The sequence below is a fragment of the Nitratireductor mangrovi genome, from assembly GCF_007922615.2.
In the GTDB taxonomy this organism is placed as follows: domain Bacteria; phylum Pseudomonadota; class Alphaproteobacteria; order Rhizobiales; family Rhizobiaceae; genus Mangrovimarina; species Mangrovimarina mangrovi.
This window is the reverse complement of sequence record NZ_CP042301.2, coordinates 3,647,801-3,659,798: the sequence shown is the minus strand read 5'-3', so window position 1 is coordinate 3,659,798 and position 11,998 is coordinate 3,647,801. Positions and strand designations below refer to the sequence as shown.

12 protein-coding genes are annotated in these 11,998 nt (G+C 64.2%); 8 read left to right on the top strand and 4 right to left on the bottom strand.

The features are described from left to right. Window positions 1-36: 36 nt before the first annotated feature. Window positions 37-648 (bottom strand): TetR/AcrR family transcriptional regulator, encoded by a 612-nt coding sequence (locus tag FQ775_RS17855; RefSeq protein ID WP_167813040.1) that lies wholly within the window; start codon window positions 646-648, stop codon window positions 37-39. Window positions 649-652: 4 nt separating this feature from the next. Beyond that, window positions 653-1,099: a methyltransferase family protein gene (locus FQ775_RS17850; protein WP_146298729.1), complete on the bottom strand. Its 447-nt coding sequence runs from the start codon at window positions 1,097-1,099 to the stop codon at window positions 653-655. A 165-nt stretch (window positions 1,100-1,264) separates the two neighbouring features. Here FQ775_RS17850 and rlmN point away from each other — a divergent pair, with 165 nt between their 5' ends. The 3 genes from rlmN (at window position 1,265) to FQ775_RS17835 (ending at window position 5,369) form a co-directional block, all read left to right on the top strand. After that, complete coding sequence (gene rlmN, locus FQ775_RS17845; RefSeq protein ID WP_146298728.1) at window positions 1,265-2,500, top strand: dual-specificity RNA methyltransferase RlmN; 1,236 nt, start codon at window positions 1,265-1,267, stop codon at window positions 2,498-2,500. After that, window positions 2,497-2,970, top strand: a complete 474-nt coding sequence (locus tag FQ775_RS17840; protein ID WP_146298727.1) for a hypothetical protein — start codon at window positions 2,497-2,499, stop codon at window positions 2,968-2,970. The genes rlmN and FQ775_RS17840 overlap by 4 nt, the downstream gene beginning before the upstream one ends. A 98-nt stretch (window positions 2,971-3,068) precedes the next feature. Beyond that, the gene (locus tag FQ775_RS17835; RefSeq protein WP_146298726.1) at window positions 3,069-5,369 is read left to right on the top strand and encodes a mechanosensitive ion channel family protein; all 2,301 of its coding nucleotides are present in this window, start codon (window positions 3,069-3,071) and stop codon (window positions 5,367-5,369) included. On the opposite strand, the gene FQ775_RS17830 is transcribed toward FQ775_RS17835, so the two are convergent. Next, window positions 5,350-5,991 (bottom strand): LysE family translocator, encoded by a 642-nt coding sequence (locus FQ775_RS17830; protein WP_146298725.1) that lies wholly within the window; start codon window positions 5,989-5,991, stop codon window positions 5,350-5,352. The genes FQ775_RS17835 and FQ775_RS17830 overlap by 20 nt on opposite strands. 185 nt (window positions 5,992-6,176) lie before the next feature. Here FQ775_RS17830 and FQ775_RS17825 point away from each other — a divergent pair, with 185 nt between their 5' ends. The 4 genes from FQ775_RS17825 to FQ775_RS17810 all read left to right on the top strand — a co-directional run bounded on the left by FQ775_RS17825 (window position 6,177) and on the right by FQ775_RS17810 (window position 9,583). Beyond that, window positions 6,177-7,301 (top strand): TRAP transporter substrate-binding protein, encoded by a 1,125-nt coding sequence (locus FQ775_RS17825; RefSeq protein WP_146298724.1) that lies wholly within the window; start codon window positions 6,177-6,179, stop codon window positions 7,299-7,301. A gap of 97 nt (window positions 7,302-7,398) precedes the next feature. Continuing rightward, window positions 7,399-8,019, top strand: a complete 621-nt coding sequence (locus FQ775_RS17820) for a TRAP transporter small permease subunit (protein WP_146298723.1) — start codon at window positions 7,399-7,401, stop codon at window positions 8,017-8,019. Further along, window positions 8,016-9,368, top strand: coding sequence for a TRAP transporter large permease (locus FQ775_RS17815; RefSeq protein ID WP_146298722.1), 1,353 nt, complete (start codon window positions 8,016-8,018; stop codon window positions 9,366-9,368). The genes FQ775_RS17820 and FQ775_RS17815 overlap by 4 nt, the downstream gene beginning before the upstream one ends. A gap of 41 nt (window positions 9,369-9,409) precedes the next feature. Then, the gene (locus tag FQ775_RS17810) at window positions 9,410-9,583 is read left to right on the top strand and encodes a hypothetical protein (protein ID WP_167812705.1); all 174 of its coding nucleotides are present in this window, start codon (window positions 9,410-9,412) and stop codon (window positions 9,581-9,583) included. 7 nt (window positions 9,584-9,590) lie between these two features. Here the strand turns inward: FQ775_RS17810 and FQ775_RS17805 are convergent, their stop codons facing one another. Continuing rightward, a complete protein-coding gene (locus FQ775_RS17805; RefSeq protein WP_146298721.1) occupies window positions 9,591-10,415 on the bottom strand; it encodes a hypothetical protein in 825 nt (274 codons plus the stop codon). A 282-nt stretch (window positions 10,416-10,697) separates the two neighbouring features. On the opposite strand from FQ775_RS17805, the gene FQ775_RS17800 reads away from it, so the two are divergent. Beyond that, window positions 10,698-11,921 carry an argininosuccinate synthase gene (locus FQ775_RS17800; RefSeq protein ID WP_146298720.1) on the top strand — a complete coding sequence of 408 codons (1,224 nt, stop codon included), beginning with the start codon at window positions 10,698-10,700 and terminating at the stop codon, window positions 11,919-11,921. Window positions 11,922-11,998 lie beyond the last annotated feature (77 nt).

Here is an 11,998-nt window from a genome sequence, read left to right as displayed (position 1 = left end):
ATTTCCGGCCGGCGCCGGCGCTTGATCGCGGACGGCTCAGTTCGGCGTCCTCCGCAGATGCGCCAGGCCGGCGAGGATCAGGCCGGCGGCTTCGGCCGCGCGCGCGGCGCTGTCGCTGTCATAGTGGCGCATGATCAGGCCCGGGTCGCGAAAACGCACCGTCATCGCTTCGACCAGAAGCGCGGCTTCGCCCGGGTCACGACCGCCAAGAAGGCCGACCTCGGCACAACGCTGCATGATTGCCTCCAGCTGTGCGTGCAGGCGGTTCAAATGCCGCTCGACGATCTTCATGTTGGCCATGCCCAGCTCGAGATAGGACCGGAACAGGACCGGGTCTTCGGCGTAGCGCGCGCGCTTGAGTTCGTACTGGCGCACGACGAAGCGGACCAGTTGCTCGGCAGGCGGCTGGTCCGAGGCGGCGATCGAGGCCAGTTCCTCCTCGATGGCCGCGAACCAGCGCTCGCCGACCGCTTCCAGCAGGGCCTGCTTGTTCCTGAAAAAGCGGTAGGCGTTCGATTGCGACATGCCGCATTCGGAAGCGATGTCCGAGACCGTCAGCCGCCGGGGGCCGTGGACCTTGATGTGGCGCTCGGTTGCTTCGAGCAACTGCTTGCGGACGGCAGTGGTGTCGGTCTTCGGTCGCGGCAAGAAATCATATCCATCTGCGGGTTCGGCGCCGATAGCGGAGGTACGCATCTCCGAAGGCCTCTTCCGCCGCCTTCTCCTCGAAGCGGATGTACCAGAGGTCGGCCACGAGCACGAACAGCACCATCAGCGCCAGATTGGCCGGCGTGTTGAGCTTCACGGCGAAGCCTGCCAGCGCCAGCGCGAAACCCAGATACATCGGATTGCGGCTGATGGAGAACATTCCGTCGGTCACCAGCACGTCGGGCCGGCGAAAGGTGTGGATATTGGTGTTGGCGCGACGGAAACGGTGCGAGCCGGCGAAGGCGAGACCGAGGCCGGCTGCGACGAGCGGAAGGCCGATCAGATAATTGAACGGCTCCGGCAGCATTCGCCATTCAGGCAGCCCGCGGAAGAGAGCGATCATGACCGCGACGACGATCACGAGCAGGACAGGAGGTATCAGCCATTTCATTTCGAAATCCCCTTCGTTTGAAGTCAATTGTGAAAAATGCCTGCTATTATTATTTATTATGAAACAAGGTTGAGGGCAATCTTGGTGCGTGACGGCAATGCGATCTTCTGATATGGCGCGCCCCTAACTGGAAATCGGCCGCCGCCGACCATATCCTTTCCGCCCATGAGCATTTCGATAGACCTCACCTCTCCGGACCAGCGCGCCGCGCTCGCCCAGCGCCATGGGGCGGGCGACAAGCTGACGCTGATCGGCCTGACCCGGACCGAGCTCGCTGCAACGCTGGTGGAGGCCGGCATCGTGCCGCAGCGCCAGGCCAGGATGCGCGCGCAGCAGCTCTGGCACTGGCTCTATGTACGCGGCGTGTCAGACTTCGCCGACATGACCAACATCTCACGCGAGTTGCGCGCCGAACTGGACCGCAATTTCACGGTGACGCGGCCGGAGATCGTCGAAGAGCAGATCTCCGGTGACGGAACCCGCAAATGGCTGTTCCGCTTTCCGCCGCGCGGCGCCGGGCGGCCGGTCGAGATCGAGACCGTCTACATCCCCGAGGAGGGCCGCGGAACGCTTTGCGTTTCCTCGCAGGTCGGCTGCACGCTCACCTGTTCGTTCTGCCACACCGGCACGCAGAAGCTGGTTCGCAACCTGACCTCTGAAGAGATCCTGTCGCAGCTGCTGACGGCGCGTGACCGGCTGGGCGACTTTCCCGACCGGGAGACCCCGATGGGGGCGATCGTGCCGGCCGAGGGCCGCAAGGTCTCAAACATCGTGATGATGGGCATGGGTGAGCCGCTCTACAATTTCGACAACGTCAAGAAGGCGCTGCTGATCGCCTCGGATGGCGACGGGCTCTCATTGTCGAAGCGCCGCATCACCCTGTCGACGTCGGGCGTGGTGCCGGAAATCTACCGCACCGGCGAGGAAATCGGCGTCATGCTGGCGATCTCGCTGCACGCGGTGCGCGACGATCTGCGCGACATGCTGGTGCCGATCAACAAGAAGTACCCGCTGAAGGACCTGCTCGATGCCTGCCGGGCCTATCCGGGCCTGTCGAATGCGCGGCGTATCACCTTCGAATATGTGATGCTGAAGGACGTCAACGACAGCCTCGCAGACGCCAGGGAACTGGTGCGGCTGCTCAGGGGCATTCCGGCCAAGATCAACCTGATCCCGTTCAACCCGTGGCCAGGCTCCAATTACCAGTGCTCGGACTGGGAGACGATCGAAATCTTCGCCGACTACGTCAACCAGGCCGGCTATGCGTCGCCGATCCGCACGCCGCGCGGCCGCGACATTCTGGCCGCCTGCGGCCAGCTGAAGTCGGAATCGGAGCGGCTGAAGAAGTCCGAGCGCCTGGCGCTCGAGGCGATGATGATCGCCGGGCACGGCGAGGCTTGAGCCAGACTTTTGCGATCCTGATCAGGTTTTCGGCGATCATCTTGGGGTTCGCCGCCGCTGCCCTGGCAGCGAGCGCCTTCCTGCATCTCATCCTCATCGGCCCGGGCGAAATGGCGGCTGGCGAGCCTGCGGGCGCCGGCGCCTATGCCTTCTCGGTGGCGTTCGTGGCGCTTCTGGTCGCCTATTTCGCCTTCATGCCGGCCATCACCGCCATCCTCATCGGCGAGTTCATGCCGCAGCGCGGCTGGCTCTATTATTCGCTGTGCGGCGCGGCGATCTCGGCGGTCGTGTCGGCACTCATCTACGGCGCGCGTATGGACGAAGCCGAAGCGCTGGCCGACAAGCCGCTGCTGTCCTTCATCGGCGCCGGTCTCATCGCCGGGATCGTCTACTGGGCCATCACCGGCCGCAACGCAGGGCGCTGGCGCGAGCCGCCGCGGGCCGACACCGGGCCACCGCCTGCCGGCTGAAACCGACCCGGGTAGGATAATATGCCATCACGGACTATGCTGGACGAGGCGCCAGGCGTAGGGCAACGTCCGCTCTGGCCGGGTGATGGGGGCAAGCGATGACCAAGCCACATGTGCGGCAGGCGTTGGCGGTCCTGCTTGCAGGCCTGTTCCTCGCCATCTCGTCGCCAACGCAAGCCCAGATGATGGGGATACCCACATCGTCGGGCGAAACCAGCGAAGAGGTCGCGCTACCCGATCCGCTGACGCCGGAAGCGATCCGTGCGCTGGTAAGCAGGCTGAGCGACGCAGAGGTCCGCGAGCTTCTGCTCCGGCAACTCGATGTCGTCGCCGAGCGGCAGGCGGCGGAAGCGGCGGCGGAGAGCAACACCGTCGCCGGGGTGCTTGGCAACGCGCTGGTCGGCGTCTGGAACGCGGCGGCCGGCTCGGTGCGCGAATTCCCAACGCTGCTCGGCGATCTGCGTCACGGCTTCGAGACCTTCATCGGAAGAGCCGGTTGGGGCGGACTGGGTGTGCTTCTCCTCACCCTCGCAGGTCTCATCCCGGTCGGCCTTGCCGCGGAAAGGCTGGTCAATCGCCAGACCGCCGCATGGCAGCGGCGCATGACCGAGCAGAGCGAACCGGCAACGCTGCGCGCAACGTTGTCCTTCCTGGGCCGACGCTTGTTCGCCGACGTCATCGGTCTTTTGACTTTTCTTGTCGTTACGCGGGTTCTGGCGCCGCTCGTCGTTTCCGCTGACGCGATACCGCTTGCGCATTCGATCATGGTCAGCTTCGTGGTCCTGCCGCGGCTTGTCGCGGCGCTGTCCCGCTTCCTGTTGGCGCCGAAAAGGGCGGATCTGAGACTGCTCAGTGTCGACGACTGGACCGCCAGCTACCTGCATCGCAGCCAGATAGGGCTCGCGGTGCTCGTCGGCGCGAGCGGCTTCCTCGTCAGCTTCATGAATGCCAACGATGCCGCCGGGGCCGCGACGCAGCTGGGCTTCTGGCTGACGGTCGCGGTATTCGGCTGGTTGCTCGTCATCACCATCCGCGCACGTGCCGGCCTTGCCTCAATGGCGCGCGGCTGGGACCCCGATGTCACGCGCCTGGAGGCGCGCCTTGCGGCAGCCTATCCATATGTCGCCATGGTGCTGATCGTGATCGGCTGGCTCGGGATGGAAATCATCTTCACCCAGGGCCGGACGGATCTGCTGGCCGGCGGCAAGCCTTACCTGACACTCGGGCTCATTCTGATGGCCCCGGCCATGGACACGGCCATTCGCGGCCTCGTGCGGCATCTGGTTCCACCCATGCAGGGCGAGGGGGCCGTCGCGGAAAAGGCCTGGCAGTCGACCAGGCGCAGCTACGTCCGTATCGGACGTGTCATCGTCTTCGGTATCGTCGTCATGACGATCGCGCGCATGTGGAGCATCGACTTCACCAACCTGGCCTCGGCCGGCGTCGGCATTCGCTTCGCCGCGAGGCTGATCACCGTGGCGATGATCGTCGCCGCCGGCTATCTGGTCTGGGAAGTGCTGACCCTGCTCGTCAACCGCAAGCTTGCCAACGAGATGTCGGCCTCCGGCGTCGATCCCAATGCCGAGGAACTCGGCGGCGAGGGCGGCGGCGCCGGCGGATCGCGGCTTTCCACCATCCTGCCTCTGGCGCGGCTGGCGTTGCAGACGCTGGTCATCGTGCTCACTGTCCTGATCGCGCTCGGCAATCTCGGCATCGACGTCACGCCGTTGCTGGCCGGCGCCGGTATCGTCGGGCTCGCCATCGGTTTCGGTGCCCAGACCCTGGTGCGTGACATCGTCTCGGGCCTGTTCTTCCTGATCGACGACGCTTTCCGCATTGGCGAGTACCTGGTCATCGACAACATCGTTGGCACGGTCGAGAAGATATCGATCCGCTCGCTGCAACTTCGTCACCACGAAGGCGCGGTTCACACCATTCCCTATGGCGAAATCCCGAGGGTCACCAACAATTCGCGCGACTGGGTGATCGTGAAGATGCGTTTCACGGTGCCGTTCGAGACCGACGTCAACAAGATCAAGAAGATCTTCAAGCAGATCGGCAAGGACATCATGGAGCAGCCCTACGCCGGCGACCTGATCCAGACCTTCAAGTCACAAGGCGTCAACAGCGTCGACGATGTCGGCATCGTGGTGCGCGGCAAGTTCATGTCCAAGCCCGGCAAGCAGTGGGTGATCCGCAAGGATATCTACGCGCGGGTGCAGAAGGCGTTCTCGGAAAACGGCATCGAGTTCGCCCGCCGCGAGGTGCGCGTCAGCATTCCCGAGCTTGGCAACGGCGCGCCGCTCGACGAGGACCAGAAGCGCGCGGTCGCGCAGCAGGCGGCGAGCGCGGCGGCCGAGTCGACGCGCGAGCAGCCCGTCAGCGAGCCTGGGCGGTGAGGATCTTGACCGCGAAGGCGGAAAAGATGCCGGCAAACAGATAATCGACGATCCGGGTGACGCGCGGGCTCTTCCGCAGAAGCCCGGCGAAACTGTCGGCGGCAATCACCATCGGAATGGTCAGCGGCAGCGACAGCGGGATGAACATCAGGCCCAGAAAGAACAGCTTGCCGGACGCATGCGGGTCGTCGACGGAGACGAACTGCGGCAGGAAGGTCATGAAGAACAGGATGATCTTGGGGTTCAGAAGGTTGATGCCGACACCCGTCGCCCAGTTGCGGTAGAGCGATCGCGCCGTGCCCTTGCGCGTCTCCGGCGTGAAGGCGGAGCCGTGGCGGATCGCCTGCCAGGCGAGCCAGACGAGATAGCCGGCCCCGAAGATCTTCAATGCCAGGAACGCTTGCGGCGAAGCAACGATCAGCGCCGACAGCCCGAGCGCCACCATGCTGGTGTGGATGATGACGCCGGTCATGGCGCCGAGCATGCAGGCGAGGCCGGCGGCGCGGCCCTGCGACAGCGCGCGGCCGACGAAAAGCGTCATGTCAGGGCCCGGCGTGATCGCGATGATGAAGGTCGCGATCGCGAACTGCAGCATGATGGAGATGTCGGGAACGAAGGCCATGTGTGGACCGGGTTTCGATGAGGGAAACGGCGCACACTAACGCGCGCCAGGCGGGCGCGCCAGCGGCCAGCGCGGCAATGCCATCTAAGCCAAAAGTCGAATATGACGGTCAGGTTGCTTCCCGGCCTATATCGCCTATTGTTTCGGCGCTGGAATATCACAAAACGAGATTCAGGGAGGAACGGATGACCAGCGACAAACTATCGCGGCGAAGCTTTCTCAAGAATACCTCGATGGCGGGCGCCGGGGCGGCCGCCGCGACAACGCTGGCAGCGCCCGCGGTGCTGGCGCAAGCGCCCATCACGCTGAAGATGCAGTCATCCTGGCCGTCTTCGGACATCTTCCAGGAAATGGCGCAGCAATATGTCGACCGCGTCCACGAAATGTCCGGTGGCCGCCTGCAGATCGACCTGCTGCCGGCCGGCGCCGTGGTCGGCGCCTTCCAGGTACAGGATGCCTGTCATGACGGCGTGCTCGACGCCGCGCACACGGTGCCGGTCTACTGGTACGGCAAGAACAAGGCGGCCTCGCTGTTCGGCACGGGGCCGGTGTTCGGCGCCAACGCCACCGAGATGATCGCGTGGATGTATCATGGCGGCGGCAACGAGTTCTATCGCGAGCTTACCCAGGATATCCTTGGCCTCAACGTCATCGGTTTCTTCGCCTTCGGCATGCCGGCGCAGCCTTTCGGCTGGTTCAAGGAAGAGATCACCAGCGCCGATCAGGTGGCGGGCCTGAAATACCGCACGGTCGGTTTGGCCGCCGATCTGTTCCAGGCGATGGGAGCCTCGGTGGCGCAACTGCCGGGCGGCGAAATCGTGCCGGCGATGGAACGCGGCGTCATCGACGCGTTCGAGTTCAACAACCCGACCTCGGACAGCCGCTTCGGCGCCCAGGACGTGGCCAAGAACTACATGCTGTCGTCCTACCACCAGGCGTCCGAGTCCTTCGAGATCATCTTCAACAAGGACAAATATGAAGGCCTGGAACCCGACCTGCAGGCGATCCTGAAATATGGTGTCGAGGCCGTCCATCTCGCCAATACGGCGCTGGCGCTCAACCAGTATTCGGCGGATCTGGTCAAGCTGCAGACCGAGGCCGGCGTCAACGTCAAGCGCACGCCGGAAGACGTGCTCAAGGTGCAGCTCGACGCCTGGGACAAGATCCTGCCGCCGCTGATGGAAGACGCATTCTTCGCCAAGGTGGTGGAAAGCCAGAAGGCGTGGTGCGAGCGGGTGGTGTTCTACAGCTTGCAGAACGCGCCCGACTACAGGCTGGCCTACCAGCACTACTTCCCGGGCAAGATCTGAGCCCGGCGTGACCTAGAACTGCGGAACGGGGCCGCGCGCCGGCCTCGTTCCTTTTCGCGCGGTCGGCCAGCGCCGTTCCGCGCCGGACGGGCGGATCATGGAAAGCTACATACGGTTTGCCGACAAACTGTCGGCCTGGTTCGGCAAGGTGTTCGCCTGGTGCGTGCTCGTCATGACCTTTGGCGTCGGCTACGAGGTCTTCGTGCGCTATGTGCTGAACGCGCCGACACCCTGGGCTTTCGACCTGTCCTACATGATGTACGGCACCATGTTCATGATGGCCGGCGCGTATACGCTGTCGCGTGACGGCCACGTTCGCGGTGACTTCGTCTACCGGCTGTGGAGGCCGGCGACGCAGGCCAAGGTCGAACTGGTGCTCTATTTCCTGTTTTTCTTCCCCGGCGTGCTCGCGCTGGTTTTCGCCGGCTGGAAATATGCCGGCCGCTCCTGGCGCTATTTCGAAGTCTCGAGCATGAGCCCGGCCAACGTGCCGATCTTCCAGTTCAAGAGCGTCATCATTGCCGCCGGCATCCTGCTCGTCGTCCAGGGAGTGGCGCAGGTGTTCCGCTGCGTCCTGACCATCCGCACCGGCGCCTGGCCGCTCCCCGAATCGGATGTCGAGGAACTCGAAGCGACCTTGCAGAGGGAAGGCGCAGCCGCGCTGCGCCACGGCTCCGAGGCCGTTGATGTCGTCTCGCCCAAGGACAGACCCGAATGACCGACCCGCAGATCGCGATCTTCATGCTCGGCCTGTTCATCTTCCTGATCATGCTCGGCTTTCCGATCGCCTTCACCCTGATGGCGATGGGCATCGGCTTTGGCTACTACGCCTATTTCGACGCCGAGCGCATGCGCACGCTGTTCGACAACAGGATATTCGACCTGTTCGTCAACCAGACCTATTCGGTAATGGCCAACGACGTGCTGACGGCGATCCCGCTGTTCTTGTTCATGGGTTACATCGTCGAGCGCGCCAACATCGTCGACCGGCTGTTCGAGACACTGAGCGTGGCCAGCCGGCGACTGCCGGGCTCGATGGCGGTTGCCGCGCTGATCACCTGCGCGCTGTTCGCCACCGCCACCGGCATTGTCGGCGCGGTGGTGACGCTGATGGGCCTGCTGGCGTTCCCGGCGATGCTCAGGGCGCGCTACGACGAGCGCTTCGCTGCCGGGGTGATTTGCGCCGGCGGCACGCTCGGCATCCTGATTCCGCCGTCGATCATGCTGATCGTCTATGCGGCCGCATCCGGCGTCTCGATCGTGCGGCTTTATGCCGGCGCGTTGCTGCCCGGCTTCCTGCTCGCAGGCATGTATCTGATCTACATCGTCGGGCGCGCGGCGCTGCAGCCATCGCTGGCGCCGCGGCCGGAGGAGCCGGAAGAACCCATTCCGCTGGCGAAGCTCATCGTCATGCTTTTGACCTCGTTCTTCCCGCTGGCGATCCTGATCCTGTCGGTGCTGGGCGCGATCCTGTTCGGGCTGGCCACGCCCTCGGAAGCGGCCGCCATCGGCGCGCTCGGCGGGCTGCTGCTCGCGGCCGCCTACCGGGCGCTCACCTGGGACAGGCTGAGAGAATCTGTCTACCTGACGGTGCGCACCACGGCGATGGTGTGCTGGCTGTTCGTCGGTTCATGGACCTTCGCCTCGGTGTTCTCCTATCTCGGCGGCGAACACATCGTGCGTGACTTCGTCGTCGGCATGGAACTGACGCCGCTGCAGTTCCTGATCCTCGCACAGATCATCATCTTCCTGCTGGGCTGGCCGCTGGAATGGTCGGAGATCATCATCATCTTCGTGCCGATCTTCCTGCCGCTGCTGCCGCTGTTCGATATCGACCCGCTGTTCTTCGGCATCCTGATCGCGCTCAACCTGCAGACCTCGTTCCTGACGCCGCCGATGGCGATGTCGGCCTATTATCTGAAGGGGATCGCGCCGCCGCATGTGCGCCTGACGCAGATATTCTCCGGTTCGCTGCCCTATGTCTTCATGGTGTTCATCACCATGGTCGTGCTCTACGTGCTGCCCGACATCGTGCACGCGCTGCCGAAACTCTTCTATGGACGATGACGAATGACCGTGACACGCGACCCCGGCAAGGGAACTGACTCATGATTGTCGACCGCATCCTGGCCCTTTTGGCCTTTGCTTTGCTGGCGGCTTTCCTCGCGATCATCGCGGTCAAGGTCAACCGCGTCGATCTCTATGTCGCCTGCCTGATCGGGCTGGGGCTCGCCGGCTACGACATGTGGCGGCAGCTGGTGCGCGGTCGCCCCCGGCATTGATCGCGTCCTATTCGGGCGACAGCAGCGCGTAGGTCTCGCCGTCCCAGGACCAGACGAACTCTTCGTCCTCGCCGGGCGGCAGCGTCACCAGCCGCGGCCAGCCGCCCGAGAAACTGGCGCGATCGAGGTGTATGGCGACGCCCTCGGTATTGTACACCTCGCGCCATTCGGGCGCGTAGGTGCTGCTGGCGTGAACTGTGACGTTGCAGCCGGTATCGCCGAAATAGGAACTGGCCCCGCACAGCGAAGCGACGAGCAGCCTTCGTTCACCGGGAAATTCGAGCAAGCCGGCCCTGATCTCCGGTTCCTGCCCCGCGAACTGCTTGAAGCGCCTGATCTCGGCGGCAAGCAGTTCCCGCCCGGTATCCACGGCTTCGCCGGCATCCTCAAGCGCCACCAGTTCGTAGGCCGACATGTCGCGCGGCGTGCACAGCGGAGCGATGGCCTCAATAGCGTTGCGCGAGCCGCGCAACGACAGCCGCGCGAAGGCGCGCGTCTCGCCGTCGCCCAGACTGACGGTCATGGCGCCGCCACTCTTCAGCGGGTCGAGCAGGTCGCGAGGCACGCGCAATTCGATGCCGCGCGGCGACAGGGTCGGCTCCAGTTCGAAGTCCGAGCGGTCGATCCTGAGCGCTGCCGCGCCAAGCGGATCGGGCGCGGCGAAGTCGCCATTGGTGCGCAACAGCATGGTCCAGCGCTGTTCCCGGCAATCGAGCTGCAAGGCGTCCACCCCGCGCGCATCGACCGGGATGGGTGCGAACGCGACGGCGCCGATCGCCGCGACACTCCAGCGATCGGAAGCGGCGGCTGCCGCCGTCGCCCCAAGGAGCATTGCCGTCGAAAGAAAAGCCAGCCATCCGCCAGCCTGAGCTGACGCGTGCCCAGCGCGTTGAAAGTTCGTCTGTCCCATTGCCTCTGCCGTCGCGAATCGGCCCCGCAAAACATTAGCCGGTCATGGATGGAGAGCAAATCCGACCGACACGGTCACGAGGCCGCAGCGACGGAACGGCCCCGGCGGCGGCCTTGCCCGGCGCTGTGTTCGCCAGTAAAGGTCAGCCGGATTTTCAAAGGGCGCCGCAGCTTGCCAGGCGCCGGCCAGCACGAAAGACATCCCATGACCAAGTGGAAAGACGTCAAGAAGGTGGTTCTTGCCTATTCGGGCGGGCTTGACACCTCGATCATCCTCAAATGGCTGCAAACGGAGTTGGGCGCCGAAGTCGTGACCTTTACTGCCGACCTAGGGCAGGGCGGTGAACTCGAGCCGGCGCGCAAGAAAGCCGAGCTGCTGGGTATCAAGCAGATCTACATCGAGGACGTGCGCGAGGAGTTCGTGCGGGACTTCGTCTTCCCGATGTTCCGCGCCAACGCACTCTACGAAGGCACCTACCTGCTAGGCACTTCGATCGCGCGGCCGTTGATTTCCAAGCGCCTGGTGGAGATCGCCGAGGAGACCGGCGCCGACGCAATCGCTCATGGCGCGACCGGCAAGGGCAACGATCAGGTACGCTTCGAACTGTCCGCCTATGCGCTCAACCCGGACATCAAGGTGATCGCGCCGTGGCGCGACTGGGATTTCAAATCGCGCACCGCCTTGATCGATTTTGCCGAGAAGCACCAGATCCCGATCGCCAAGGACAAGCGCGGCGAGGCGCCGTTCTCGGTCGACGCCAACCTGCTGCACTCTTCCTCCGAGGGCAAGGTGCTGGAGGATCCATGGGTCGAGCCACCCGAATATGTTCACCAGCGCACCATCTCGCCGATGGACGCACCCGACTCGCCGACCGAGATCACCATCGGCTTCAGGAAGGGCGACGCGATCTCGCTCAATGGTCAGGCGAAGTCACCGGCCGCCATGCTGACCGCCCTCAACGAGCTTGGCCATGACAATGGCATCGGCCGTCTCGACCTGGTCGAAAACCGCTTCGTCGGCATGAAATCGCGCGGCGTATACGAGACGCCGGGCGGGACGATCCTGATCACCGCGCACCGGGCGATGGAATCGATCACGCTCGACCGGGCCGCGGCGCATCTCAAGGACGAGCTGATGCCGCGCTACGCCGAACTCATCTACAACGGTTTCTGGTTCTCGCCCGAGCGGGAGATGCTGCAGGCGCTGATCGACAAGAGCCAGGAGGACGTCGAGGGCGAGGTGCGGCTGAAACTCTACAAGGGCAATGTCATCGTCACCGGCCGCCGTTCGCCGAAATCGCTCTACTCCGACGCGCTGGTGACCTTCGAGGACGACCGCGGCGCCTATGACCAGAAGGACGCCGAGGGCTTCATCCGGCTCAACGCGCTTCGGCTCAGGACGCTGGCGGCACGCAACCGGCAAGGTTGAGGCCGCGGCTTGCAACTGGCCCAACCGATTTCAGCAGCTAGCGCGTTGATGATGACTTAAATCGATTTAAGCTGGAT

What these genes read in the sequence shown, in the direction of transcription:
- FQ775_RS17850 (WP_146298729.1), bottom strand. Translation starts at nt 1,099, where the DNA reads ATGAAATGGCTGATACCTCCTGTCCTGCTCGTGATCGTCGTCGCGGTC.
- FQ775_RS17810 (WP_167812705.1), top strand. Translation starts at nt 9,410, where the DNA reads ATGATTGTCGACCGCATCCTGGCCCTTTTGGCCTTTGCTTTGCTGGCG.
- FQ775_RS17815 (WP_146298722.1), top strand. Translation starts at nt 8,016, where the DNA reads ATGACCGACCCGCAGATCGCGATCTTCATGCTCGGCCTGTTCATCTTC.
- rlmN (WP_146298728.1), top strand. Translation starts at nt 1,265, where the DNA reads ATGAGCATTTCGATAGACCTCACCTCTCCGGACCAGCGCGCCGCGCTC.
- FQ775_RS17830 (WP_146298725.1), bottom strand. Translation starts at nt 5,991, where the DNA reads ATGGCCTTCGTTCCCGACATCTCCATCATGCTGCAGTTCGCGATCGCG.
- FQ775_RS17820 (WP_146298723.1), top strand. Translation starts at nt 7,399, where the DNA reads ATGGAAAGCTACATACGGTTTGCCGACAAACTGTCGGCCTGGTTCGGC.
- FQ775_RS17800 (WP_146298720.1), top strand. Translation starts at nt 10,698, where the DNA reads ATGACCAAGTGGAAAGACGTCAAGAAGGTGGTTCTTGCCTATTCGGGC.
- FQ775_RS17835 (WP_146298726.1), top strand. Translation starts at nt 3,069, where the DNA reads ATGACCAAGCCACATGTGCGGCAGGCGTTGGCGGTCCTGCTTGCAGGC.
- FQ775_RS17825 (WP_146298724.1), top strand. Translation starts at nt 6,177, where the DNA reads ATGACCAGCGACAAACTATCGCGGCGAAGCTTTCTCAAGAATACCTCG.
- FQ775_RS17805 (WP_146298721.1), bottom strand. Translation starts at nt 10,415, where the DNA reads ATGCTCCTTGGGGCGACGGCGGCAGCCGCCGCTTCCGATCGCTGGAGT.